This is a genomic window from Kitasatospora sp. NPDC022856 (assembly GCF_055561235.1).
Genome location: NZ_JBVHHE010000001.1, coordinates 90,074 through 115,120, shown reverse-complemented (window position 1 = coordinate 115,120; position 25,047 = coordinate 90,074). Strand labels below are relative to the sequence as shown.

The window sequence follows — 25,047 nt, the reverse complement described above, 5'->3', positions numbered from 1 at the left end:
CGCGGCCGGCCCGGGCGGCTCCGCTCAGGCGTCCTGCCGCGGTTCGCCCTTGATCAGGGCGAACGGCGCGCCGAACGGGTCCGCCAGCCAGGCGATCCGGCCGACCTCCGGGACGTCCGCGGCGGGCATCAGCACCGTGCCGCCGGCCGACTGGGCGCGGCGCACCAGCTCGTCCACCGTGTCGGTGGCGAAGTACGGCGTCCAGGACGGCGGCTGCCCCTCGTCCCTCACCGGGGCGACGCCGCCGAAGCTGGTGGCCCGCAGGTCGCCCTCGGCGGGGGAGAGCACCAGGTACGTCATCCCCGGGGCCGGGAACTTCTCGTTGCGCCAGCCGAAGACCTTCTCGTAGAAGCCGAATCCGGCCTCCGTGTCGGTGGTGTGCAGCTCGGACCAGACCAGCGCGTTGTCCGCGGACACCGCGTCCAGGCCCTTGGTGGTGCCGGCCTGCCAGATCGCGAACTGCGCGCCCTGCGGGTCGGTCAGCTGGGCCATCCGCCCGGCGTCCATGACGTCGAACGGCGCGGCCCGGACGGTGCCGCCGGCCTGCTCGACGGCCCTGGCGGTGGCGTCCGCGTCCGCGGTCTTGAAGTACGTCGTCCAGGCGGACTTCGCACCCTCCTCGGTGAGCGGCCCGATCGCGCCCACGGTCTTGCCGTCGGCCTGCAGGAAGCCGTAGCCGCCCGCCTCCGGGCCGAGGTCCTGGAACGTCCAGCCGAACACCGCGCCGTAGAAGGCGGCGGCCGCGGCCGGGTCCGGACTGCCGAGGTCGATCCAGCAGGGCGAGCCGGTGGGAAAGTCGGTGGTGAGCATGAGGTGGTGCTCCTTCGACGGAAAGACGGCCGGGCGGCGTTCCGGAGGCGCGGCCGCGCCTCTTCCCGGCCCGTTGCGAGTCTGCACCCCGCCACTGACATCCGCAGCCGGGGCGGCCGCGGGCACGTCCCCGCGGCCGCCCCCCGGGCCCTACCCCCGGGCCGCCGGCAGCGGGAACAGGTGGTGCAGCGCGGCGAGCGCGTCCGGCGGGCCGTCCACCGACAGCTCGGTGCGGGCGCCCCGGCCGTGGACGAACAGCACCAGCTCGCCCGGCTCGCCGGTGATCCGCACCGTCGGCGCCCCCGCCGGGCCGGCCGTCAGGCTCCGCCCGTCCGGGTGGCACAGCTCCAGCCGGGCGGGGGAGCGGCGGCCCTCCAGCCGGGCGAGCAGCGGCAGGCGGCGCCAGAGCGCCTCGGCCCGCCCGGGCGGCACCGGCCGCGCCTGCCAGGGGTCGCCCGCCCGCAGGACGTCCTCGGCGTGCACGAAGTACTCCACGGTGTTCGCCGCCTCGTCGGCGCCGGGCAGCGCGAAGGGGGAGAGCAGTGGCGGGCCGGCGCGGAACGTCCGCAGCAACTCCTCGTACGGGCGCTCGGCGTAGCCGGTGCGCACCCGCTCGGTCCAGCCGGCCAGCGGGCCGATCCGGATGCCGGCCGCGGCGTCCGGCCGGTGCTCGCGCAGGACCAGGTGGGCGGCGAGGTCGCGGGTGGTCCACCCGGCGCAGAGGGTGGGGGCGTCCGGTCCGGCGGCGGCGAGGAGTCCGGCCAGCCGGTGGCGCTCGGCGAGGGCGTGGTTCGACATGCGGACAGCCTAGGGGCCCGGCCCCGGGCCCGGCCGTCAGCGCAGGTGTCCGGAGAGCCGGACGCCGCCCGGGCGGTTGCTCGCCGTCAGGGTGCAGGTGAAGTCCCGCCAGCCCTGCTGGTAGTAGGTCATGGACGGACCGAACGGGTACCCGTAGTAGGGGCCGCCGCCGCCCTGGCGGGCCTCGGCGGCGGCCTGCGCCGGCTGGCAGCCCTCCCGCATCGCCTTGCCGATCTGGCTGTCGCCGGTCAGCCCGTCCGGCAGCAGCAGGTCGGCGATCGCCTCGCCGTCGTGCTCGCCCTCGCAGGGGCGGGCCTCCGGCTTGGTGACCGTCTTGTTCAGCTGCGGGTGGTCGAAGCAGGAGCCCACCGGGAGGAAGGTGTACGGCACCGTCCTGGTCGGTGTCGGGGTGGGGGTCGGGGTGGGCGTGGGCACCGGGGGGGCCGTGCTGGGAGCGGGCGGCGGAGCCGGCGCGACCGGCTTCTTCTCGGGCCAGAGCAGCACGGTGGCCACCACCGCGAGCAGGACGGCCAGCACCGCCGAGACGGCGAGGACCAGGCCCCGCGACGGACGGGAGGCGGCTGCGGGGGGCTGCTCGGAGGTCATGGCCACGAGAATGGCCCACTCCGGGGCCCGGTGACAGGCGGTTGGCACAACTCGTACGAGCAGACCGGTCCGGTGCGGCCGAGCGGAGCCCGGCCGCGGACGGGGGTCGGTTAGGCTCGCCCCGGCACGACACGATCCCAGGAGTTTCGGATGCGCGTCGGAATCACCGGTCACCACGGCCTGTCGGGTGGCATCACCGAGATGCTGGTCCGCGGGGACCTCTGGAACCTCGTCACCACCTTCGGCTCCTACGACCTGGTCGGCGTCACCTGCGCCGGCGAGGGCCCGGAGAGCTGGTTCGCCCGGTCCGTGCTGGACCACGGCGGCAAGCTGGAGGTGATCGTCCCCGCCGGGGCGGCGCCGGTGGGCCGCGCCGAGGACCGGCACCGGGGCACCCGGCTGCGGCTGATGAACGAGGCCGGCGCCGTCCACCGGCTCGCCGCCGTCGAGCACGGCGGCCTCGGCGACGACACCGCCCGCGCCCTGGTCGGCATGGTCGACGAGGTGATCGCGGTCTGGGACGGCGAGCCCGGCAGCGAGCCCGCCCACGTCGCCGAACTGGCCCGGCGGGCCGGGCTGTTCGTCCACCGGATCTGGCCGCAGGGCTGCGAGCGGCCCGCCTGAGCCGCGGCCGGGGGCGGGCCGGACCCGCCGCCGCGCGGGCCGGGCCGCGATCCGGACGGCGGCCCGGCGGCCGGGGCCGGGCTGACACAATGGCCCCATGTCCACCACACCCGCCGCCCCCGGCTCCACCGCCCTGGCCCCCGAGATCGCCGCCCGGCTCAAGCGCACCGACGACGGCCTGCTCCCGGCCGTCGCGCAGCAGTACGACACCGGCGAGGTGCTGATGCTGGGGTGGATGGACGACGAGGCGCTGCACCGCACCCTCACCACCGGCCGCTGCACCTACTGGAGCCGCAGCCGCCGGGAGTACTGGGTCAAGGGCGACACCTCGGGCCACGTCCAGCGGGTCGTCTCGGTGGCGCTGGACTGCGACGGCGACACCCTGCTCGTCAAGGTCGACCAGAGCGGCGCGGCCTGCCACACCGGCGACCGCACCTGCTTCGACGCCGACGTGCTCCCGCTCGCCTGATCCCCCAGACCACCACGACCAGAAGGTGCCGCCCGCCATGGACCTCGAAGCCTTCCGCAAGCTCGCCGTCGACACCCGGGTCATCCCGGTCACCCGCAGGCTCCTCGCGGACGGCCTCACCCCGATCGGCCTCTACCGCAGCCTCGCCGGCGAGCGCCCCGGCACCTTCCTGCTGGAGTCCGCGGAGCAGGGCCGCAGCTGGTCCCGCTACTCCTTCGTGGGCGTGCGCAGCGCCGCCACGCTGACCGCCGGCGCCGACGGCAACGCCCGCTGGCTCGGCGCCCCGCCGGTCGGCATCCCCACCACCGGCGACCCGCTCCAGGTGCTGCGCGCCGCGTTGGAGGCGCTGCACACCCCGCGCCGCACCGACGACGGCCTGCCCCCGCTGACCGGCGGCCTGGTCGGCTACCTCGGCTACGACGTCGTCCGCCGGCTGGAGAAGCTGCCCGACCTCAACCCGGACGACCTGCGGCTCCCCGAGCTGACCATGCTCCTCGCCACCGACCTCGCCGTGCTCGACCACGCCGACGGCACGGTGCTGCTGATCGCCAACGCGGTCAACCACAACGACCTGGCCAGCGGCGTCGACGAGGCCTACGCGGACGCGGTGGCCCGCCTCGACGCGATGGAGGCCGACCTGCTGAAGCCGGTCGACCCCGGCCTCGCCACCTTCACCCCGGCCGGCCCGGGGGAGGTCCGCTCGCCGTTCGGCGGCGCGCCGTACCGGGCGGCCGTGGAGGAGATCAAGGAGCGGATCCGGGCCGGCGAGGCCTTCCAGGTGGTGCCCTCGCAGCGGTTCGAGGCCCCCTGCCCGGCCTCCGCGCTGGACGTCTACCGGGTGCTGCGCACCACCAACCCCAGCCCCTACATGTACCTGTTCCGCTTCCCCGGTCAGGACGGCGCCGCCGAGGGCGGCTTCGACGTGGTCGGCTCCAGCCCCGAGGCGCTGGTCAAGGTCACCGAGGGCGAGGCGATGCTGCACCCGATCGCCGGTACCCGGCACCGGGGCGCCACCCCGCACGAGGACGCCGAGCTGGCCGCCGAGCTGCTCGCCGACCCCAAGGAGCGGGCCGAGCACCTGATGCTGGTCGACCTCGGCCGCAACGACCTCGGGCGGGTCTGCGAGCCGGGCAGCGTCGAGGTGGTCGACTTCATGCAGATCGAGCGGTACAGCCACGTCATGCACATCGTCTCGACGGTCACCGGGCGGGTGGCGCCCGGCCGGACCGCGTTCGACGTGCTGACCGCCTGCTTCCCGGCCGGGACGCTCTCCGGCGCGCCGAAGCCGCGCGCGATGCGCATCATCGAGGAGCTGGAGCCCACCCGTCGGGGCCTGTACGGCGGCTGCGTCGGCTACCTGGACTTCGCCGGGGACTCCGACACCGCGATCGCGATCCGCACCGCCGTCCTGCGCGACGGCACCGCCTACGTCCAGGCGGGCGCGGGCGTGGTCGCCGACTCGGACCCGCACGGCGAGGACACCGAGTGCCGCAACAAGGCCGCCGCCGTCCTGCGCGCCGTGGCGACCGCCAACACCCTGCGCACGCCGACGCTCTAGCGACGCCCAGCAGCGAGGAGGCCACGATGTCGGACGACCGGCAGCCCACCGGATCGGCCTGGGACGTCCTGGCGGGCACCCGGCTGCCGCCCGGCCACCGGGTGGAGATCACCGCCGGGAAGGTCACCATGACGCCGCGCACGGCCGCCTCGGCGGCGATCGCGCGGGCCGCCGCCGCGCAGGCCGGGGAGCAGTCGGCCGGGCGCGGCACGGTGCTGGCCCAGGCCGTCGTGGACTTCCCGTCCGCGCGGTACGGCTACGCGCCGGACGTGGCCCTGGTCGCCCCGGGCGCGCGCCCCGGGGCCGGGGGCCGGTACGGCTGGCGCGACCTGGAGGCGGTGCTGGAGGCCGTCCCGCGCGGTCAGCAGGACGAGGACTTCGTGCGCAAGCACCGCTTCTACGCGGAGTGCGGGATCCCGCTGTACGTGCTGGTGGACCCGGCGGAGGCGGTCTGCACGGTGTACAGCGCGCCGCAGCCGGCCGGGACGTACCGGGAGGCGGAGCGGGTGCCGTTCGGCAACGACCTGTTCCTGCCGCTGGCGGGGCGGACCCTGGTGCTGCGGACCGACGACTTTCCGGTCGAGTCGCCGACCCCGGGTGCGGAGCCGGGCGGCGGCCGGGGGATAGTGGACGGGTGAGCGTTCCTACCCAGTCGCGTGCCGAAGCCGTATCCGCCGCCCCCGCCAGGTCCGGGCGCCGCACGCTCGGCCTGATGCTGCTGCTGACCGTGCTGGGCGCGGTGCTGGTGCTGACCGCCGTCGGCCGGGTCTGGGCCGACGGCGTGGCCGGCACCCTGGAGGTGTCCGTCACCGGCAGCCGGATCTCCGAACTGCCCGGCGGGCTGGCCCTGGTGGCGATGGCGGCGGCGCTGGCGGTGTTCGCGGTGCGCGGCGCCGGCCGGATCGCCGTCGGCCTGCTCACCCTGCTGGCCGGCCTCGGCGCGGCGGCGACCGCGGCCGCGGGGGCGGGCGACAGCGCCGCGCTGGACGGCGAGGCGGCCCGCAAGCTGGCGCTCTCCGGCACCACCGCCACCGAGGTCGGCCACACCGGCTGGCCCTGGGTGGCCCTGGTCGGCGGGCTGCTGCTGGCCCTGGCCGGGCTGCTGGTCGTCCGGTACGGGCGGAGCTGGCCGGCCATGGGCAGCCGCTACGACGCCCCCACCCGGACGGCGCCGGCGAAGGCGGCCGAGACGCCGGCGGACCTCTGGAAGGCGCTCGACCGCGGCGAGGACCCGACCGCGGGCTGACCCGCCCCGCCCCGTCCCCGATGTGACCCGATAGACGAGCACCCCCTTTGGGCCGACGGTGTGTGGCCCGGCACAATGGAACACGTCAACCCGCCAGGGGCCCGCCGGGGCCCGGCCGGGCCCCGGAGAACCAAGGAGCACCGCAGATGTCGGCAGCAGCACACGGCCACAACCCCGCCGCCTGGACCGGCGTGACCATCTCCTTCGTCGGCTTCGCGATCGCGGGCGTGGCGATGATCCTCCCGTCGGTGCCGGTCGTCTGGGGCGGCCTGGCGGTCGTCGTGCTGGGCGGCGTGATCGGCAAGGCCATGTCGATGGCCGGCATGGGCAAGCAGCCCAGCCCGCACGTCGAGACCGTGGAGGACCGCGCCGCGGCCGCCGCCGCCGTCGCCGCCGCCGCCTGACGAAGCCCCGCGCAGTACCGAACGGCGGGCGCCACGCCCGCCGTTTCGTCGTCCCGGCCGGAACGTTTCGCCGCCGGAGGCCGTTTCGTGCCCCCGGCGGGCGCGTCGTACCGGCACAATCGTGGGCGTGAACGCCGCCCCCCTCGTCTCCGCCCGGCCGTCCGTCCTGCGCCGGCTCGGTCCGCCGCTGGCCGCCCTGGCCGCGGCGGCCGTCCCCACCGTGTACCTCGCGGTGGTCGACCCGAACGCCCCCGGCCACTACCCGACCTGCCCGTTCCTGGCGGCCACCGGCTGGTGGTGCCCGGGCTGCGGCGGCCTGCGCTGCGTCCACGCCCTCGCCCACGGCGACCTCAGCGGCGCGCTGCACGACAACGCGGCCGCGGTGCTGCTCTTCGCGGTGCTGGCGCTGCTCTGGGTGCGCTGGGTGTGGGCGGCGCTGACCGGGGGACCGGCGCCCCGGGTCGCGCTGGGCGCCCGCCGCTGGGCGCTGGTCGCGCTGCTGGTCCTGGTGTTCACGGTGGTGCGCAACCTGTCGGTGGGCGTGGGGCTGGCGCCGCCGCTGATCTGACCCCGGCGCGGTGTGGACGGTGTGAAGCCGCAGTTGGGAGGCGTGTCGGGAGGCATGTCGGGGGGCGTCCGTTCCGCGAGACGCGCGCCGGGTGGATGCGCCTCGCGCTCCCCGGTGCCGATACCATCGAAGGGCCGGCGGGCCCATTGGCCGTCCGGCTCCTCGCTAGCAGAACTAGCAGAACTGATGGGGGCGCTCGCGTGAGTGTGCTCGACACGATCATCGAAGGGGTCCGCGAGGACCTCGCCGAGCGGCAGGCCGAGGTCTCACTGGACCAGCTCAAGGAGCTCGCCGCCAAGGCCCCGGACGCCAAGGACGGCGTCGCCGCCCTCAAGGGCGACGGGGTGCGGGTGATCTGCGAGGTCAAGCGCTCCAGCCCGTCCAAGGGAGCGCTGGCCGCCATCGCCGATCCGGCCGCCCTGGCGACCGACTACGCGGCGGGCGGTGCCGCGGCGATCAGCGTGCTGACCGAGCAGCGCCGCTTCGGCGGCTCGCTGGCGGACCTGGACGCCGTCCGCGCCGCGGTGGACACCCCGCTGCTGCGGAAGGACTTCATCGTCACCGCCTACCAGCTCTGGGAGGCCCGCGCGCACGGCGCCGACCTCGCGCTGCTGATCGTCGCCGCGCTCGACCAGCCGGCCCTGGTGTCGCTGATCGAGCGTGCCGAGTCGATCGGCCTCACCCCGCTGGTCGAGGTGCACGACGAGGAGGAGATCGCCCGCGCGGTGGACGCCGGTGCGAAGATCATCGGCGTGAACGCCCGCAACCTCAAGACCCTTGAGGTGGACCGCAACACCTTCGGCAACATCGTGCACGCGATCCCGTCCCACGTGGTCAAGATCGCCGAGTCCGGTGTGCGCGGCCCGCTGGACGTCATCTCCTACGGCAACCTGGGCGCCGACGCGGTGCTGGTCGGCGAGACCCTGGTGACCGGCCGGGACCCGCGCGCCGCGGTGGCCGACCTGGTCGCCGCCGGTGCGCACCCCGCCCTGCGGCACAAGGACTGATCCCGCCGCCATGAAACTCGCCTCCCGTCTCGCTCCCGGTTGCCGCCCGCGCGGCTGCCGCGCGCCCGCACGCCGGGTGCTGGGCAGGCGGGTGCGCTACGTGATCGGCTGCGAGCCCGGGCAGGTGCAGGGCCGCCGATGGCGCAGGACGCGCGGCCGCTAGGCCGTTCCGACGTCACTGCCGTCATCTGCGAGAAGGACTCCACCATGTCCGAGAAGGACTACCTGCCCGGCGCCGAGGTGCCGGACGCCCGCGGCTACTTCGGCGCCTACGGGGGCCGTTTCATCCCGGAGGCGCTGGTCGCCGCCGTCGAACAGGTCGCCGACGAGTACGAGAAGGCCAAGGCCGACCCGGCCTTCGCGGCCGAGCTGGACGGGCTGCTGAAGGACTACACCGGCCGCCCCTCCCCGCTGACCGATGTGCACCGCTTCTCCGCCGAGGCGGGCGGCGCGCGCGTCCTGCTCAAGCGCGAGGACCTCAACCACACCGGCTCGCACAAGATCAACAACGTGCTGGGCCAGGCCCTGCTGACCCGGCGGATGGGCAAGACCCGGATCATCGCCGAGACCGGCGCCGGCCAGCACGGCGTGGCCACCGCCACCGCCTGCGCGCTGTTCGGCTTCGACTGCACCATCTACATGGGCGAGGTCGACACCCAGCGCCAGGCGCTGAACGTGGCGCGGATGCGGATGCTCGGCGCCGAGGTGGTGTCCGTGACCTCCGGCAGCCGCACCCTCAAGGACGCCATCAACGAGGCGTTCCGCGACTGGGTCGCCAACGTGGACTCCACCCACTACCTGTTCGGCACGGTGGCCGGCCCGCACCCGTTCCCGATGATGGTCCGCGACTTCCACCGGGTCATCGGCGTCGAGGCCCGCGAGCAGGTGCTGGAGCGGACCGGACGGCTGCCGGACGCCGTGGTCGCCTGCGTCGGCGGCGGCTCCAACGCGATGGGCATCTTCCACGAGTTCATCCCGGACGCCGGGGTGCGCCTGATCGGCTGCGAGGCGGCCGGCGAGGGCGCCGAGACCCCGAAGCACGCCGCCACTCTCACCAAGGGCGACCCCGGGGTGCTGCACGGCTCGCGCACCTACGTCCTGCAGGACGAGGACGGCCAGACCATCGAGTCGCACTCCATCTCGGCCGGTCTGGACTACCCGGGCGTCGGCCCGGAGCACGCCTGGCTGAAGGACACCGGCCGGGCCGAGTACCGCCCGGTCACCGACGACGCCGCCATGCAGGCCCTGCGGCTGCTGTCCCGCACCGAGGGCATCATCCCGGCCATCGAGAGCGCCCACGCGCTGGCCGGCGCCCTGGAGCTGGGCCGCGAGCTCGGACCGGAGGCCACCATCCTGGTCTCGCTCTCCGGGCGCGGCGACAAGGACATGCACACCGCGGCCGAGTACTTCGGCCTGTACGACGAGACCGGTGGCAAGGCGGCCGGCAACGCCGGCGACGGCACCGGCAACGGGGGTAAGTGACCATGGCTTCGAAGCTCAGTGACGTCCTGGCCGGGGCCAAGGCGGAGAACCGCGCCGCGCTGATCGGCTACCTGCCGGCCGGCTTCCCGACCGTCGACGGCGGCGTGCGCGCCGTCAACGCGCTGATCGAGGGCGGCTGCGACGTCGTCGAGATCGGCCTGCCGCACTCCGACCCGGTCCTGGACGGCCCGACCATCCAGACCGCCGACGACATCGCGCTGCGGGCCGGGGTGAAGATCAAGGACGTGCTGCGCACCGTCCAGGAGGTGGCCACCGCCCACCCCGCGGCGGCGGTGCTGGTCATGACCTACTGGAACCCGGTCGACCGCTACGGCACGGCGCGCTTCGCCGCCGACCTGGCCGCCGCCGGCGGGGCCGGCTGCATCCTGCCGGACCTGCCGGTCGAGGAGTCCGAGGAGTGGCGCAAGGCGGCGGGCGAGCACGGCCTCGACACCGTCTTCGTGGTCGCACCCAGCAGCAGGGACAAGCGCCTCGCCGAGGTCACCGCGGCGGGCTCCGGCTTCGTCTACGCGGCCGCGGTGATGGGGGTGACCGGTACCCGCGCGCAGGTCGGCAACCTCGCCGAGGACCTGGTCGCCCGGACCAGGGCCACCACCGACCTGCCGGTCTGCGTCGGCCTCGGCGTCTCGACCGCCGCCCAGGCCGCCGAGGTGGCGGGCTTCGCGGACGGCGTGATCGTCGGCTCGGCCTTCGTCCAGCGGATCCTGGACGCCGACGGGGACGAGCCGGCCGCGCTGGCCGCCGTCCGCGAGCTGGCCGGCGAGCTGGCCCGGGGCGTCCGCCGCCGGTAGGCACCCGCGTCCGACGCCGACGGCCCGTCGCCCCCACCGGAGGGGGCGACGGGCCGTCGGCGTGCCCGGCCGGACCCGAACGGGTGAACAAGGCGGCTCCGACGCATCAGGTGGGGTTGACCGGCGTTGAGTGGAGGGACGAGTGCACGAACCACGTGTACGGGGGCGTGAAGCGAACGGAAGGGGTCCGCCGGTGCCGGGTCTGCAGCGAGCCGTCCTGCTGCGGGCGGCGGCCGCCGTGCTGGCCCTGTCCGCGGCGGTCGGGGCGGACACCGCGGTGGGACACGCGCTGGCCAGGCGGGGGGCGGAGCGGGCCGAGCGGGACGCGTACGTCTGCGCCGAGGCGGCCCGGGTGGACGCGGTGGCGCGGGCGACGCGCTCGGCGCACGAGAGCCGCCCGGACCTCTACGACCCCGGGCGCCCGCCGGGCTGCGACCCGAACGGGCACTAGAACACATTCGGACAGAACGCCATCAGGCGTCACTCATCCGGCTTAATTCCTGAATATGGAGGAACCACCCTTCATCCCTTACGGTTCCTCAGGAAGTGAACGTGTTTCCCGAGGGGGGTTTCCCGATGGCCGGCCCGGCAGCGCACCTCAGCCAGACCGAGCCGGCGGCCCGGCGTCCGTGGCCGGCCTGGACGGAGTGGATCGGCACCGCCGCCCGGCTCGGCCTCGCCGTGGTCTGGGGCTGGGCCGGACTGGCCAAGATCGCCGATCCGGCCGAGGCGGCCCAGGCGGTCCGCGCGTACGAGATCCTGCCCGAGTCGCTGGTCAAGCCGGTCGGCTACGCCCTGCCCTTCCTGGAGCTGGCGCTCGCGCTGCTGCTGGTGATCGGGCTCGGTGTCCGGCTGGTCGCGGGCGTGTCGGCGCTGCTGCTGCTCGCCTTCATCGCCGGGATCGCCTCGGCCTGGGCGCGCGGCATCTCGATCGACTGCGGCTGCTTCGGCGGCGGCGGGGCGGTGGACGCCTCGCAGACCGAGTACCTCCAGGAGATCCTGCGCGACACCGGGTTCCTGCTCCTGGCCGGCTGGCTTATCTGGCGCCCCCGCACCAAGTTCTCGGTGGACGGCTGGCTGGCGGCCTGAGCGGCCGCGGGCACCCATCCCCACACCCCTTTCCCCGCTAGTGGATGTCAAGGCGAACAGTGGATGTCAAGGCGATGAGCGAGAAGAACCGAGAAGGCAAGCGCACCGCCCGCGAGCGGATGCTGGCGGACCGGGCGGCCGACGAGGCCCGCGGCCGGCGCAAGAAGAAGCTGGTGATCGGCGGTGTGGTGCTGGCGGTGATCGCCGCCGCCGTGGTGACCGGCGTCGTGGTGCAGAACGAGCGCTCCAAGCCGGAGACCCCGACCGCCGCACCGGCCGGCACCATCGGCGACAAGAACCTCGTCGTCCCGGTGGGCGCCGCCGACGCCCCGGCCGTGCTCACCGTCTACGAGGACCCGCGCTGCCCCGCCTGCGGCACCTTCGAGCGTGAATTCGCCTCCACCATCGACCAGTTGGAAGACGCGGGCAAGATCTACACCAACTACCACATCGTCTCGTTCATCGACCGGGCGGTGCCCGGCAAGGGCTCCAAGTACGGGGCCAACGCGCTGGGCTGCGCCCAGCAGGCCGGGCACTTCCGCGACTACCACGACGTGCTCTACCGCAACCAGCCGGACGAGACCAACGACGCCTTCGGCGACAAGGCCACCCTGATCAACCTCGCCAAGCAGGTCGACGGCCTGGCCACGCCGGCCTTCGAGGCCTGCGTCAACGACAACACCTACGGCGGGTGGGTCTCCGCCGTGCAGCAGGACTTCGACAAGTCCAGCCACAAGTCGACGCCGACGGTGCTGCTCAACGGCCAGCCGATCTACCCGAAGAACGGCAACGAGGAGATCACCCCGCAGAACCTGGTCACGTGGGTGGACGCCGCCAACCAGGGCAAGAAGCTGGGCACACCGGGTTCGCACGGGCAGTCCCCGGCGCCGACCGGCACCGCGCCGGAGAGCAACAACCCGTCGCCGAACGCCGGCTGAGGCCGGCCCCGGCCGGTCGCCCGCCGCCCCTCCCCGTCCGGAGCGGGCGGCGGTGCGTCCGGCGTCCGGCCCGGCGTCCGGCGTCCGGCACCCTGTTGTTCGGGATCTGTGACCCGCGGGGTGACCGGGGCGGGCCGCCGACCCTGTAGCGTCGGAGCTGCCATGGATATCGCCTACATTCCCAGCCCGTCGCGGGGTGTCCTCTACATCGGACCGATCCCGCTGCGCGCCTACGCCTTCTGCATCATCCTCGGTGTCGTCGTCGCCGTCTGGCTCGGCAGCAAGCGCTGGGTCGCCCGTGGTGGCGGCAAGCACACGGTCGGCGACATCGCCGTCTGGGCCGTGCCCTTCGGCCTGGTCGGCGGCCGGCTCTACCACGTGATCACTGACAACCAGCTCTACTTCGGCGAGGGGAAGAACCCCTGGAACGCCTTCAAGATCTGGGAGGGCGGCCTCGGGATCTGGGGTGCGATCGCGTTCGGCGCGGTCGGTGCCTGGATCGGTGCCCGCCGCCGGGGCGTGCCGCTGCCCGCCTACGCCGACGCCATCGCGCCGGGCATCGCGCTGGCCCAGGCGCTCGGCCGCTGGGGCAACTGGTTCAACCAGGAGCTGTACGGCCGGGAGACCACGCTGCCGTGGGGCCTGGAGATCGACAAGACGCTGCCCAACGGCGAGGTGGTCACCGGGATCTACCACCCGACCTTCCTCTACGAGTCGCTCTGGTGCGTGGGCGTCGCGGCGCTGGTGATCTGGGCGGACCGCCGGTTCACCCTCGGCCACGGCCGGGCCTTCGCGCTGTACGTGGCCGCGTACACGGTCGGCCGGTTCTGGACCGAGTGGCTGCGGATCGACGAGGCGCACACCTTCTTCGGGCTGCGGCTCAACGACTGGGTGGCGATCGCGGTCTTCATCTCCGCCGTCGTCTACCTCGTGATCGTCGGCAAGAAGCACCCCGGCCGGGAGGACCCGGCGACCATCGACCCGACCGTGACCGGCCCGTCCGACGCCGCCGAGCCCGTGGAGGCTCCGGGTTCCTCGGGTGACAGCCCGGTGGCGTCTCGCCCCTCGGACAAAAAGGTGGACGGCGAGTCGGCCCGGTCCGTCGCCGGGAGTGCCGACAAGGACGCCAAGAACCTCACCTGACCAGCTCTTTCCCCTGCCACCGGCCGCTCTCCCGACTTCCGCGGAGGGCGGCCGGAGGTGTGTTCGGACAGCCTTACTTTGCTGGAAGTGCCCAGGCGGGAAGGACTACGTTCGGGTCGTCGGACGATCGGACGGAGACCCGGGACCGTGAGCGTGACCACCCTTGAACCCGAGGCCGGGCAACACCCCCGCGTGCCCGCCGCAGGGCACCACCGCGATGTGAACGGCGGCTGGCTGCGGCCGGCGGTGTTCGGTGCGATGGACGGGCTGGTCTCCAACTTCGCGCTGATGACCGGCGTCGTCGGGGGCGCGGCCTCCAGCGGCACGGTGGTGATCACCGGCCTCGCCGGTCTGGCGGCCGGTGCCTGCTCGATGGCGGCGGGGGAGTACACCTCGGTGGCCTCGCAGCGCGAGCTGGTGCAGGCGGAGATCGAGGCCGAGCGGCTGGAGCTGCGCCGCAACCCGCAGGGCGAGCTGGCCGAGCTGGCCGAGCTCTACGCCTCGCGCGGGGTCGATCCGGAGCTGGCGCGCGAGGTGGCCCGGCAGCTCTCCGCGGATCCGGAGCGGACCCTGGAGGTCCACGCCCGGGAGGAGCTGGGGGTGGACCCCAACGACCTGCCCTCGCCGTGGGTCGCGGCCGGGTCCTCGTTCGTCTGCTTCGCGGTCGGCGCGCTGCTGCCGCTGCTGCCGTACCTGCTGGGAGCGACCTCGCTGCTGCCCGCGGTGCTGCTCGCGACGGGCGGCCTCTTCCTCTGCGGTGCGGTGGTCGCCCGGGTGACGGCGCGGACCTGGTGGTTCAGCGGGCTGCGGCAGCTGGTGCTGGGCGGGGCGGCGGCCGCGGTGACGTATCTGCTGGGCATGCTCATCGGCGGGCAGGTCGGCTGACCGGGGCCCGCCGGGGCCGCTGACCGGGGCCCGCCCGGGCGCTGTGGCGGCCGGGGCGGGGAATCGTCGATTGCTACAGCAGGCTGCATGGTTATGCTGTGCAGCGCGTGACGTTCCGCACATGGGCCCGGATGCGCGGTCGTCCTAGTATCGGCCGAAGAGCCGCCGGTCCGAGGATTCCTTCGGTCCGATCGGCCCCGGAGGATCGAATCGCAGGCGCGCTCGTGGCGATCTTGTCGACGGGGGATTTCGGTCCCGTTTCGGTCCTCCGCGGCACGGGCACACTGGAAGGAGCGCGCAGTCGGCAAACCGACTCCTCCCGCTCGCACTACTCGCCGGTAATAGCCCCTGACCTGGGGTCATGTCCGCCATATGGACGAGATGTTCCACTTCTCGGGATCTCCGGCATCATGTAACCTGCACGAAATCGCAGAGGGCCAACGTCGTCCCTATTGCACGAAGCTCATTGCTCAAGACGACGACGGGAGAGCCGATGCTGTCTGCATCCATGCACTCCGCCAACGAGCCCCAGGCCGGCGCCGCCCGCCCGCCGTACGCGCTCGTTCCGGATGCGCGACCTGCTGCTCAGGGCCTGTACGACCCGAGGAACGAGCACGACGCCTGTGGCGTCGGCTTCGTCGCCACGCTGACCGGCATCGCCGACCACAAGATCGTCGAGCAGGCGCTCACCGTCCTGCGCAACCTGGAGCACCGGGGTGCCACCGGCGCCGAGCCGGACTCCGGTGACGGCGCGGGCATCCTGACCCAGGTCCCCGACGCCTTCCTGCGCGCCAAGGTCCCCTTCGAGCTGCCCGCCGCCGGCTCCTACGCGGTCGGCATCGCCTTCCTGCCCGACGAGGACGCGGCCGCCGCCGCCGCCGCCGCGCAGATCGAGGCCATCGCCGAGGAGGAGGACCTCACCGTCCTCGGCTGGCGCGACGTCCCGGTCACCCCCGACCTGCTGGGCGCCACCGCCCGCTCGGTGATGCCGCGCTTCCGCCAGGTGTTCCTGGCCAAGGACGGCAGCGAGGGCATCACCCTCGACCGGCTCGCCTTCGTCGTCCGCAAGCGCTCCGAGCGCGAGGCCGGCGTGTACTTCCCGTCGCTCTCCGCGCGCACCATCGTCTACAAGGGCATGCTGACCACCGGCCAGCTGGAGCCCTTCTTCCCCGACCTGTCGGACCGGCTCTACGCCTCCGCGCTCGGCCTGGTGCACTCGCGCTTCTCCACCAACACCTTCCCGAGCTGGCCGCTCGCCCACCCGTACCGCTTCGTCGCGCACAACGGCGAGATCAACACGGTCAAGGGCAACCGGAACTGGATGACCGCCCGCGAGTCCCAGCTCGCCACCGACCTCATCCCGGCCAACAAGAACGGGCAGGGGCTCGACCGGATCTTCCCGATCTGCACCCCGGACCACTCCGACTCGGCCTCCTTCGACGAGGTCCTGGAGCTGCTCCACCTCGGCGGACGCTCGCTGCCGCACTCGGTGCTGATGATGATCCCGGAGGCCTGGGAGAACCACGCCACCATGGAGCCGGCCCGCCGCGCGTTCTACCAGTACCACTCCAACCTGATGGAGCCCTGGGACGGCCCGGCCTGCGTCACCTTCACCGACGGCACCCAGATCGGCGCCGTGCTGGACCGCAACGGCCTGCGCCCGGCCCGTTACTGGATCACCGAGGACGGCCTGGTCGTGCTCTCCTCCGAGGTCGGGGTGCTCGACATCGAGCAGGAGAAGGTCGCCCGCAAGGGCCGGCTGCAGCCCGGCAAGATGTTCCTCATCGACACCGCGGAGCACCGCATCGTCGAGGACGAGGAGATCAAGTCCGCGCTGGCGTCCGAGCACCCCTACGCGGAGTGGGTCGACGGCGGCCAGATCCAGCTCGCCAAGCTGCCCGAGCGCGAGCACATCGCGCACACCCACGCGTCGGTGACCCGCCGCCAGCAGACCTTCGGGTACACCGAGGAGGAGCTGCGGGTCATCCTCGCGCCGATGGCCCGCACCGGTGGCGAGGCGCTCGGCTCGATGGGCACCGACAGCCCGATCGCGGCGCTCTCCGAGAAGCCGCGGCTGCTGTTCGACTACTTCGTGCAGCTCTTCGCGCAGGTCACCAACCCGCCGCTGGACGCCATCCGCGAGGAGCTCGTCACCTCGCTGCTGAGCAACCTCGGCCCCGAGGGCAACCTGCTGACCGCCGAGGCCGCCTCCTGCCGCTCGGTCGGCATCACCTTCCCGGTGATCGACAACGACGAGCTGGCCAAGCTCGTCCACATCAACCACGACGGGGACCAGCCCGGCCTCAAGGCCGTCACGCTCTCCGGCCTGTACAAGGTCGCCACCGGCGGCGAGGGCCTGGCCGCGCGGCTGGCCGAGATCGCCGCCGAGGCCGACGCCGCGATCGCCGACGGCGCCCGGATCGTGGTGCTCTCGGACCGGCACTCGGACGCCGAGCACGCGCCGATCCCCTCGCTGCTGCTCACCTCCGCGATCCACCACCACCTGATCCGCACCAAGCAGCGCACCCAGGTGTCGCTGCTGGTCGAGGCCGGCGACGTCCGCGAGGTGCACCACGTCGCGCTGCTGATCGGCTACGGCGCCGGCGCGGTCAACCCGTACCTGGCCATGGAGTCCGTCGAGGACCTCGTCGCCCAGGGAGTCTTCATCGAGGGCGTCGAGCCCGAGCGGGCCATCAAGAACCTGATCAAGGCGCTCGGCAAGGGCGTGCTCAAGGTCATGTCCAAGATGGGCATCTCCACCGTCGCCTCCTACCGCGGCGCGCAGGTCTTCGAGGCGATCGGCCTCTCCCAGGAGCTGGTCGGCGCCTACTTCGCGGGCACCACCACCAAGCTCGGCGGCATCGGCCTCGACGAGATCGCCAAGGAGGTGGCCGCCCGCCACGCCAAGGCGTACCCCGCCTCCGGCATCCCCGCCGCGCACCGCGCGCTGGAGATCGGCGGCGAGTACCAGTGGCGCCGCGAGGGTGAGCCGCACCTGTTCGACCCGGACACCGTCTTCCGGCTGCAGCACTCCACCCGCAACCGCCGGTACGACATCTTCAAGCAGTACACCGACCGGGTGAACGAGCAGTCCGAGCGCCTGATGACGCTGCGCGGCCTGTTCCGCCTCGACACCCTCGGCCGCACCCCGATCTCCGTCGACGAGGTCGAGCCGGTCTCCGAGATCGTCAAGCGCTTCTCCACCGGTGCCATGTCCTACGGCTCCATCTCGCTGGAGGCGCACGAGACGCTGGCCATCGCGATGAACCGGCTCGGCGGCAAGTCCAACACCGGTGAGGGCGGCGAGGACCCGGACCGCCTCTACGACCCCGAGCGCCGCTCCGCGATCAAGCAGGTCGCCTCCGGCCGGTTCGGCGTCACCTCCGAGTACCTGGTCAACGCGGACGACATCCAGATCAAGATGGCCCAGGGCGCCAAGCCCGGCGAGGGCGGCCAGCTGCCCGGCCACAAGGTCTACCCGTGGGTCGCCAAGACCCGGCACTCCACCCCGGGTGTCGGCCTGATCTCCCCGCCGCCGCACCACGACATCTACTCCATCGAGGACCTCGCCCAGCTGATCCACGACCTCAAGAACGCCAACCCGGCGGCCCGCATCCACGTGAAGCTGGTCTCCGAGGTCGGCGTCGGCACGGTCGCGGCCGGCGTCTCCAAGGCCCACGCGGACGTCGTGCTGGTCTCCGGCCACGACGGCGGCACCGGCGCCTCGCCGCTCACCTCGCTCAAGCACGCGGGCGGTCCCTGGGAGCTCGGCCTCGCCGAGACCCAGCAGACCCTGCTGCTCAACGGCCTGCGCGACCGCATCGTGGTGCAGACCGACGGCCAGCTGAAGACCGGCCGCGACGTCGTCATCGCCGCGCTGCTGGGCGCCGAGGAGTTCGGCTTCGCCACCGCCCCGCTGGTCGTCTCCGGCTGCATCATGATGCGCGTCTGTCACCTGGACACCTGCCCGGTCGGCGTCGCCACCCAGAACCCGGTGCTGCGCGAGCGCTTCTCCGGCAAGCCCGAGTTCGTCGTCAACTTCTTCGAGTTCATCGCCGAGGAGGTCCGCGAGATCCTCGCCGAGCTGGGCTTCCGCACGATCGAGGAAGCGGTCGGCCACGCCGAGCACATCAACGCCCAGGCCGCGATCGAGCACTGGAAGGCCGCCGGGCTCGACCTGGCGCCGCTGTTCCACGTCCCCGAGCTGCCCGAGGGCGCGGCCCTGCACCGCACCACCACGCAGGACCACGCGCTCGACAAGGCGCTGGACAACCAGCTGATCGACCTAGCCCAGGACGCCCTGGAGCGCGGCGACGCCGTCCGCATCCAGCTGCCGATCCGCAACGTCAACCGCACGGTCGGCACCATGCTCGGCCACGAGGTGACCAAGCGGTACCGCGGCGAGGGCCTGCCGGAGGGGACCATCGACGTCACCTTCACCGGCTCGGCCGGGCAGTCGTTCGGCGCCTTCCTGCCGAAGGGCATCACGCTGCGCCTGGAGGGCGACGCCAACGACTACGTCGGCAAGGGCCTCTCCGGCGGCGTGGTGATCGTCCGCCCGGCCCGCGAGGCGGCCGCGATCGGCGCCGACGCGCAGAGCCACGTGATCGCCGGCAACACCATCGGCTACGGCGCCACCAGCGGCCGCGTGCACCTGCGCGGCAAGGCCGGCGAGCGCTTCGCCGTCCGCAACTCCGGTGCCACCCTGGTGGTGGAGGGCGTCGGCGACCACGGTCTGGAGTACATGACCGGCGGCCGGGTCGTCATCCTCGGCGAGACCGGGCGCAACCTGGCGGCGGGCATGTCCGGTGGCGTCGCCTACGTGCTGGACCTGCGGCCCGCGAACGTCAACGACGGCATGGTGGGCATCGAGGCCCCCAGCGCCGCCGACCGCGAATGGCTGCGGGAGACCGTGCAGCAGCACTACGAGGAGACCGGCTCCACCGTCGCCGCCGAGCTCCTGGCCGACTGGGGCAGCGGGGTCTCCCGCTTCTCCACGATCATGCCGACCGACTACAAGGCTGTGCTCGCCGCCAAGGACGCCGCTGAGCGCGATGGACTCTCCGAGTCCGAGACCACTCGCAAGATGATGGAGGCGGCACGTGGCTGACCCCAAGGGCTTCCTGACCACCGGCAAGCAGCTGGCCGAGCGCCGGCCCGTGGACGTCCGTCTGCGGGACTGGAACGAGGTCTACGTCGAACGCAGCCTCCTGCCGATCATCAGCAAGCAGGCCGGCCGCTGCATGGACTGCGGCATCCCGTTCTGCCACAACGGCTGCCCGCTCGGGAACCTCATCCCCGAGTGGAACGACCTGGCCTACCGGGACGACTTCGCCGGCGCGATCGAGCGGCTGCACGCGACCAACAACTTCCCGGAGTTCACCGGGCGGCTCTGCCCGGCTCCCTGCGAGTCCGCGTGCGTGCTGGGCATCAACCAGGACGCGGTGACCATCAAGAACGTCGAGGTCACCATCATCGACAAGGCCTGGGACCGGGGCGGCGTCACGCCGCAGATCCCCGAGCGGCTCTCCGGCAAGACGGTCGCCGTGGTGGGCTCCGGCCCGGCCGGCCTGGCCGTCGCCCAGCAGCTCACCCGGGCCGGGCACACCGTGGTGGTGTACGAGCGCGCCGACCGCGTCGGCGGCCTGCTGCGCTACGGCATCCCCGAGTTCAAGATGGAGAAGCGCCACATCAACCGCCGCATCGAGCAGATGCGGGCGGAGGGTACCCGGTTCCGCACCGGCGTCCACGTGGGCGAGGACATCACCGGCCAGCAGCTGCGCGAGCGCTTCGACGCGGTGGTCGTGGCCGCCGGTGCGACGACCGCCCGCGACCTGCCGGTGCCCGGGCGCGAGCTCAAGGGCATCCACCAGGCGATGGAGTACCTGCCGCTGGCCAACAAGGTGCAGGAGGGCGACTTCGTCGACTCGCCGATCAGCGCCAAGGGCAAGCACGTCATCGTCATCGGCGGCGGCGACACCGGCGCGGACTGCCTCGGCACGGCGCTGCGCCAGGGGGCGGCCTCGGTCACCCAGCTGGAGATCATGCCGCGCCCCAGCGACGAGCGCCCCGGCCACCAGCCCTGGCCGACCATGCCGATGACCTACAAGGTCACCTCGGCCCACGAGGAGGGCGGCGAGCGGGTCTACGCCGTCAACACCACCCACTTCACGGGCGACGAGGACGGCAACGTCCAGGAGCTGCACCTGGTCGAGGTCGAGTTCCGGGACGGCCGCTTCGAGCCGGTCCCCGGCACCGAGCGGGCGATCCCGGCCCAGCTGGTCACCCTGGCCATGGGCTTCACCGGCACGGACGTGAAGAACGGCCTGGTCGAGCAGCTTGGCGTCGACCTGGACGCTCGGGGTAATGTGGCCCGGGACGGGAAGTTCGCCACCAATGTCGATGGCGTCTACGTCTGCGGGGACGCCGGTCGTGGCCAGTCGCTGATCGTCTGGGCCATCGCGGAGGGCCGTTCGGCCGCCGCCGCGGTGGACAAGTACCTGGGCGGCAAGACCCCGCTGCCCGCCCCGATCCGCCCGACGGACCGCCCGCTGGTGGTCTGACCCCCGGCCGGACCGCCGGCGGCCACTCCCGCCGGTGGACCCGTCCACCCCCAGAGCGCCCGGCACCGCATCGCCGGGAGTACGAGCCGCTCCTCCCGCCAGTGTCGCCGGGCCAAACGCGGTCCCACGGCGCCTGCCCTCTCCCCGACCAAGTTGAGGGCAGGTGCCGCTTTCGTGCGCCCGCCGCGGTGGCGGTTCAGACCCGGGGCGTCGCCGGGGCGATCGTGACGGTGGGGCGGGGGAGGCCCGGATCGCCGGGCCGGGGCGGCAGCCCCCGGTCGTTCCCCCCGGCGGTGACCGTCAGAACGGCGAACACCAGGGCCGTGAGGGCCAGCACGGTGAGCAGCAGGGCGGCGGGGCTCGGGCGGCGTCGGCGCATGGCGCTTGGACGGGCCGGGGGCCGCGGCGGTTCCGGGCCCCGGCCGCGCGGCGGTCTTCGTGCCTCGGCCGCGCGGCGGCGGTTCTCGGGGCTCAGCCGCGCAGCAGCAGTTCCGCGGCCTCGGTGCGCAGGTAGAGGACGGTGCGGCCGGCGCGGTGGCGGGCGGCCAGGCCCGCTCCGCGCAGGGCCGTGAGGTGGTGCGACACGTTGGCGGCCGACAGGCCGGTCCGGGCGGCGAGTTCGGTGGTCGAGGCGGGTGCGTCGAGTTCGGCGAGCAGCCGGGCCCTGGTCCGCCCGATCACCCGGGCCAGGCCGTCGGGCACGGTGGCGCCGGAGGTCTCCCCCTCGGCGGGGCGCTGGGCGCCCTCCTGGTGGCCGGCGGCGGCACCGGGAGCCTGCGGCTGCTGGTGGCGCTCAACGGCGTCAGCTACGTCGTCGCGACCGTCCTGCTGGCCACCTGGCGGCCGGCCCCGGCGGCCGCGCCGGCGGAGGAGACGGCGCCGGCGGAGGTGGCGGCCCCGGCCGAGGAGGCGGGCGGCTACCGCGCGGTGCTGCGCGACCGCCGGTACCTGCTGCTGGTCGCCGTCAACCTCACCTTCGTCTTCGGCTCGATGATCCTGAGCATGCTGCTCGCCGTCTACCTCACCGAGGGCCTGCACCGCGAGGCCTGGGTGGCCGGTTCGCTGCTGGTGCTCAACGGCCTCCAGGTCGTCCTCACCGGCAACCTGGTGGCCGGGCGGCTGGAGCGGTTCCGGCCGACCAGGGTGCTCGCCGCCGCCTCGCTCCTCAACGCCCTCGCCTTCGGCGCCTTCGCCCTGGTGGCAGCCGCCCCCGGTTGGGCCGTCCTCGCCGCGCTCCACGCCGCGATGTTCCTCTACAACCTCGCCGAGACCATGGCCACCCCCTTCCGGGAGGAGCTCAGCGTCTCGCTCGCCGACCCCGGGCTGCGCGGCCGCTACCTGGCGGTCTACCAACTGTCCTGGAACATCGACCAGGCCGTCGCCCCCGCCCTGCTCACCCTGCTGCTGGGGCGCGGCGCCGCCTGGCCGTGGCTGTTCCTGCTGGTCCTGAGCCTGGCCGCGGTACCCGGGCTGCTACGCCTGGAACGCGATCGCTGACGGACTGTTGTTTGTCCGTGTCAGATGGCAGACTGCGGCCGACGGCCGGGGGGCTGCGCGACGTGCGGAGGGTGACGCGATGAGCATGACTCAGGCAGGCGGAGGTGCCACGGTACGGCGCCTGCTACTGGGGTCCCAACTGCGAAGGCTGCGGGAGGCCAGAGGCGTCAGCCGGGAGGAGGCCGGGTACTCGATCCGCGCCTCCGAGTCGAAGATCAGCCGGATGGAACTCGGCCGGGTCGGCTTCAAGGAGCGCGACGTCGCCGACCTGCTCACGCTGTACGGGGTCGAGGCCGAGCAGGAGCGGGCCTCGGTGCTCGGGCTGGTCCGCGACGCCAACGCGACGTCCTGGTGGCACGGTTACGGCGACGTGCTGCCGGGCTGGTTCCAGACCTACCTCGGCCTGGAGGAGGCCGCCACCGAGATCCGCAGCTACGAGGTGCAGTTCGTCCACGGGCTGCTGCAGACCGCCGACTACGCGCGGGCGGTGATCACCCACGGCGGCCACGTCACCGAGGCCGACGAGGTCGAGCGGCGGGTCGAGGTCCGGCTGAAACGCCAGCGGGTGCTCACCGCCGACCGGGCGCCGCGACTGCTCGCCGTCCTGGACGAGGCCGCACTGCGCCGCCCCTGGGGCGGGCCCGAGCTGATGCGGGCGCAGATCGACCGGCTGCTGGAGCTGACCGAACTGCCCAACGTCGTCCTCCAGGTGATGCCGCTGCGCTTCGGCGGGCTGCGCGCCGAGGGCGGCGCCTTCTCGGTACTGAGCTTCGCCGAACCGGAGCTCGCGGACGTCGTCTACCTGGAGCAGTTCACCACCGCGCTCTACCTGGACAAGCCCGCCGAGGTGGCCGAGTACTCCGGCGCGGCGGACGGTCTGGCGGCCGACAGCCTCACCCCCGAGCTGACCCGGGAACTTCTTCGCTCCGTACGCCAAGAACTTTGAGGCGTCAGTACGATGAGCCCTGATCAGATCTGATCGAGGAGAGCCTGCGGGCTTTCCCGCAGCTTTCCCGAATCAGCACGAGAGGGATCAGATGTCGTACCTTTCCGAGTTGGCGCTGCAGTACATCGACGGCGAGTGGCGGACCGGCAGCGGCTCCTGGGACATCGTCGACGTCGACCCCTACACCGGCGACAAGCTCGCCACCATCACCGTCGCCACCGTCGAGGAGGTCGACCGGGCGTACCGCGCGGCCGAGCGGGCGCAGAAGGAGTGGGCCGCCACCAACCCCTACGCGCGCCGGCTGGTCTTCGAGCGCGCGCTGCGCATCGTCGAGGAGCGCGAGGCGGAGATCACCGAGGCGATCATGGCCGAGCTGGGCGGCACCGCCCTCAAGGCCGGGTTCGAACTCTCCCTCACCAAGGACATGCTGCGCGAGTCGATGCAGCTGTCGCTGCGCGCCGAGGGCCGGCTGCTGCCCTCGCCGGTGGAGGGCAAGGAGAACCGCCTGTACCGCCTCCCGGTCGGGGTGGTCGGTGTGATCAGTCCGTTCAACTTCCCGCTGTTCCTGTCGCTGAAGGCGGTCGCGCCGGCCCTCGCGCTCGGCAACGGCGTGGTGCTCAAGCCCCACCAGGAGACCCCGGTGGTCGGCGGCACGCTGATCGCCAGGATCTTCGAGGAGGCGGGCCTGCCGGCCGGTCTGCTGAACGTCGTCATCACCGACATCGCCGAGATCGGGGACGCCTTCATCGAGCACCCCGTCCCCAAGGTGATCTCCTTCACCGGCTCGGACAAGGTGGGCCGGCACGTCGCCACCGTCGCCGCCTCGCACTTCAAGCGCACGGTGCTGGAGCTCGGCGGCAACAGCGCGCTGATCGTGCTCGACGACGCCGACCTGGACTACGCGGTCGACGCCGCGGTGTTCAGCCGCTTCGCCCACCAGGGCCAGGTCTGCATGGCGGCCAACCGGGTGCTGGTCGACCGCAGCGTCGAGGCGGAGTTCACCGAGCGGTTCGTCCGCAAGGTCGCCACGCTGCGGGTCGGCGACCCGAAGGACCCGGCCACCCAGATCGGCCCGCTGATCAACCCGGTGCAGGCCGACGCCATCACCGCCCAGGTCGACCAGGCGATCGCCGGCGGGGCCACCGCCCTGCTGCGCGGTGAGACCAACGGCAGCCTGATGGACCCGGTCGTGCTCGGCGGCCTGCCGGCCGGCGCGCCGATCCTGCAGCGCGAACTCTTCGGCCCGGTCGTCCTGGTGGTGCCGTTCGACGGTGAGGACGAGGCGGTCCGGATCGCCAACGACACCCCCTTCGGGCTCAGCGGCGCCGTGCACACGGCGGACGTGGAGCGCGGTGTGCGGGTGGCGCAGCGGATCGAGACCGGCATGATCCACGTCAACGACGGGACCATCGCCGACGAGGCCGTGGTGCCGTTCGGCGGCGAGAAGAACTCCGGGGTGGGCCGCCTCAACGGCGAGTCCACGGTGGACGCCTTCACCACGGTGAAGTGGATCTCCATCCAGCACGGGCGCAGCCGCTTCCCGTTCTGACCCCTCGGGCCCGCCGGGCCGGACGCGGGCGCCCCGCCACCCGGACCACCGGT

Annotated in this window: 26 protein-coding genes; 21 read left to right on the top strand and 5 right to left on the bottom strand. The window is 73.3% G+C overall.

All coding sequences use genetic code 11. The features are described from left to right. Nucleotides 1–24 precede the first annotated feature (24 nt). The 3 genes from ACZ34W_RS00520 to ACZ34W_RS00510 all read right to left on the bottom strand — a co-directional run bounded on the left by ACZ34W_RS00520 (nt 25) and on the right by ACZ34W_RS00510 (nt 2,214). Complete coding sequence (locus ACZ34W_RS00520; RefSeq protein WP_329487220.1) at nt 25–810, bottom strand: VOC family protein; 786 nt, start codon at nt 808–810, stop codon at nt 25–27. Nucleotides 811–960: 150 nt separating this feature from the next. Continuing rightward, entirely contained in the window at nt 961–1,608 is a 648-nt protein-coding gene (locus ACZ34W_RS00515; RefSeq protein WP_329487219.1) for a TIGR03085 family metal-binding protein, read from the bottom strand. A 36-nt stretch (nt 1,609–1,644) separates the two neighbouring features. Beyond that, nucleotides 1,645–2,214 (bottom strand): hypothetical protein, encoded by a 570-nt coding sequence (locus ACZ34W_RS00510; protein ID WP_465600318.1) that lies wholly within the window; start codon nt 2,212–2,214, stop codon nt 1,645–1,647. A gap of 150 nt (nt 2,215–2,364) precedes the next feature. Here ACZ34W_RS00510 and ACZ34W_RS00505 point away from each other — a divergent pair, with 150 nt between their 5' ends. The 18 genes from ACZ34W_RS00505 to ACZ34W_RS00420 all read left to right on the top strand — a co-directional run bounded on the left by ACZ34W_RS00505 (nt 2,365) and on the right by ACZ34W_RS00420 (nt 21,002). After that, the gene (locus ACZ34W_RS00505) at nt 2,365–2,838 is read left to right on the top strand and encodes a hypothetical protein (protein ID WP_329487217.1); all 474 of its coding nucleotides are present in this window, start codon (nt 2,365–2,367) and stop codon (nt 2,836–2,838) included. A gap of 97 nt (nt 2,839–2,935) precedes the next feature. Beyond that, nucleotides 2,936–3,307: a phosphoribosyl-AMP cyclohydrolase gene (hisI, locus tag ACZ34W_RS00500; protein WP_329487216.1), complete on the top strand. Its 372-nt coding sequence runs from the start codon at nt 2,936–2,938 to the stop codon at nt 3,305–3,307. 37 nt (nt 3,308–3,344) lie between these two features. Continuing rightward, nucleotides 3,345–4,865 carry an anthranilate synthase component I gene (locus ACZ34W_RS00495; RefSeq protein WP_465600313.1) on the top strand — a complete coding sequence of 507 codons (1,521 nt, stop codon included), beginning with the start codon at nt 3,345–3,347 and terminating at the stop codon, nt 4,863–4,865. 26 nt (nt 4,866–4,891) lie between these two features. Then, nucleotides 4,892–5,503 carry a Uma2 family endonuclease gene (locus ACZ34W_RS00490; RefSeq protein ID WP_465600310.1) on the top strand — a complete coding sequence of 204 codons (612 nt, stop codon included), beginning with the start codon at nt 4,892–4,894 and terminating at the stop codon, nt 5,501–5,503. Further along, nucleotides 5,500–6,111 (top strand): TIGR02234 family membrane protein, encoded by a 612-nt coding sequence (locus tag ACZ34W_RS00485; RefSeq protein ID WP_329487213.1) that lies wholly within the window; start codon nt 5,500–5,502, stop codon nt 6,109–6,111. The genes ACZ34W_RS00490 and ACZ34W_RS00485 overlap by 4 nt, the downstream gene beginning before the upstream one ends. A 146-nt stretch (nt 6,112–6,257) precedes the next feature. Continuing rightward, complete coding sequence (locus ACZ34W_RS00480) at nt 6,258–6,515, top strand: HGxxPAAW family protein (RefSeq protein WP_465600306.1); 258 nt, start codon at nt 6,258–6,260, stop codon at nt 6,513–6,515. Between the two features lie 127 nt (nt 6,516–6,642). After that, nucleotides 6,643–7,083 (top strand): DUF2752 domain-containing protein, encoded by a 441-nt coding sequence (locus ACZ34W_RS00475; protein WP_352287203.1) that lies wholly within the window; start codon nt 6,643–6,645, stop codon nt 7,081–7,083. Nucleotides 7,084–7,283: 200 nt separating this feature from the next. Next, nucleotides 7,284–8,090, top strand: a complete 807-nt coding sequence (gene trpC / locus ACZ34W_RS00470; RefSeq protein ID WP_465600302.1) for an indole-3-glycerol phosphate synthase TrpC — start codon at nt 7,284–7,286, stop codon at nt 8,088–8,090. A gap of 10 nt (nt 8,091–8,100) precedes the next feature. Next, nucleotides 8,101–8,253: a tryptophan biosynthesis modulator TrpM gene (gene trpM, locus ACZ34W_RS00465; protein ID WP_465600299.1), complete on the top strand. Its 153-nt coding sequence runs from the start codon at nt 8,101–8,103 to the stop codon at nt 8,251–8,253. A 44-nt stretch (nt 8,254–8,297) separates the two neighbouring features. After that, nucleotides 8,298–9,572: a tryptophan synthase subunit beta gene (gene trpB, locus ACZ34W_RS00460; RefSeq protein WP_329487209.1), complete on the top strand. Its 1,275-nt coding sequence runs from the start codon at nt 8,298–8,300 to the stop codon at nt 9,570–9,572. Between the two features lie 2 nt (nt 9,573–9,574). Beyond that, on the top strand, nt 9,575–10,384 hold the full coding sequence (gene trpA, locus ACZ34W_RS00455) for a tryptophan synthase subunit alpha (RefSeq protein ID WP_329487208.1): 810 nt from the start codon (nt 9,575–9,577) through the stop codon (nt 10,382–10,384). Between the two features lie 193 nt (nt 10,385–10,577). Beyond that, nucleotides 10,578–10,835, top strand: a complete 258-nt coding sequence (locus ACZ34W_RS00450) for a hypothetical protein (RefSeq protein WP_352287207.1) — start codon at nt 10,578–10,580, stop codon at nt 10,833–10,835. Between the two features lie 125 nt (nt 10,836–10,960). Beyond that, nucleotides 10,961–11,473: a MauE/DoxX family redox-associated membrane protein gene (locus ACZ34W_RS00445; RefSeq protein WP_329487206.1), complete on the top strand. Its 513-nt coding sequence runs from the start codon at nt 10,961–10,963 to the stop codon at nt 11,471–11,473. A gap of 74 nt (nt 11,474–11,547) precedes the next feature. Next, complete coding sequence (locus ACZ34W_RS00440; protein WP_465600292.1) at nt 11,548–12,411, top strand: DsbA family protein; 864 nt, start codon at nt 11,548–11,550, stop codon at nt 12,409–12,411. A 162-nt stretch (nt 12,412–12,573) separates the two neighbouring features. Further along, entirely contained in the window at nt 12,574–13,554 is a 981-nt protein-coding gene (gene lgt / locus ACZ34W_RS00435) for a prolipoprotein diacylglyceryl transferase (RefSeq protein ID WP_329487204.1), read from the top strand. Nucleotides 13,555–13,707: 153 nt separating this feature from the next. Continuing rightward, entirely contained in the window at nt 13,708–14,439 is a 732-nt protein-coding gene (locus tag ACZ34W_RS00430) for a VIT1/CCC1 transporter family protein (RefSeq protein WP_329487203.1), read from the top strand. A 508-nt stretch (nt 14,440–14,947) separates the two neighbouring features. Continuing rightward, on the top strand, nt 14,948–19,549 hold the full coding sequence (gltB, locus tag ACZ34W_RS00425; protein ID WP_465601136.1) for a glutamate synthase large subunit: 4,602 nt from the start codon (nt 14,948–14,950) through the stop codon (nt 19,547–19,549). Continuing rightward, nucleotides 19,542–21,002, top strand: a complete 1,461-nt coding sequence (locus ACZ34W_RS00420; protein WP_465600288.1) for a glutamate synthase subunit beta — start codon at nt 19,542–19,544, stop codon at nt 21,000–21,002. The genes gltB and ACZ34W_RS00420 overlap by 8 nt, the downstream gene beginning before the upstream one ends. A gap of 196 nt (nt 21,003–21,198) precedes the next feature. On the opposite strand, the gene ACZ34W_RS00415 is transcribed toward ACZ34W_RS00420, so the two are convergent. Continuing rightward, complete coding sequence (locus tag ACZ34W_RS00415; protein ID WP_465600285.1) at nt 21,199–21,381, bottom strand: hypothetical protein; 183 nt, start codon at nt 21,379–21,381, stop codon at nt 21,199–21,201. A gap of 92 nt (nt 21,382–21,473) precedes the next feature. Then, nucleotides 21,474–21,704: an ArsR/SmtB family transcription factor gene (locus ACZ34W_RS00410; protein ID WP_442906782.1), complete on the bottom strand. Its 231-nt coding sequence runs from the start codon at nt 21,702–21,704 to the stop codon at nt 21,474–21,476. Between the two features lie 33 nt (nt 21,705–21,737). Between ACZ34W_RS00410 and ACZ34W_RS00405 the strand changes: the two genes are divergently transcribed. The 3 genes from ACZ34W_RS00405 (at nt 21,738) to ACZ34W_RS00395 (ending at nt 24,994) form a co-directional block, all read left to right on the top strand. Further along, on the top strand, nt 21,738–22,499 hold the full coding sequence (locus tag ACZ34W_RS00405; RefSeq protein WP_465601133.1) for an MFS transporter: 762 nt from the start codon (nt 21,738–21,740) through the stop codon (nt 22,497–22,499). Between the two features lie 79 nt (nt 22,500–22,578). Next, a complete protein-coding gene (locus tag ACZ34W_RS00400) occupies nt 22,579–23,445 on the top strand; it encodes a helix-turn-helix domain-containing protein (protein ID WP_329487199.1) in 867 nt (288 codons plus the stop codon). Nucleotides 23,446–23,536: 91 nt separating this feature from the next. Then, nucleotides 23,537–24,994: an aldehyde dehydrogenase family protein gene (locus ACZ34W_RS00395; protein WP_329487198.1), complete on the top strand. Its 1,458-nt coding sequence runs from the start codon at nt 23,537–23,539 to the stop codon at nt 24,992–24,994. The last annotated feature ends 53 nt before the right edge of the window (nt 24,995–25,047 follow it).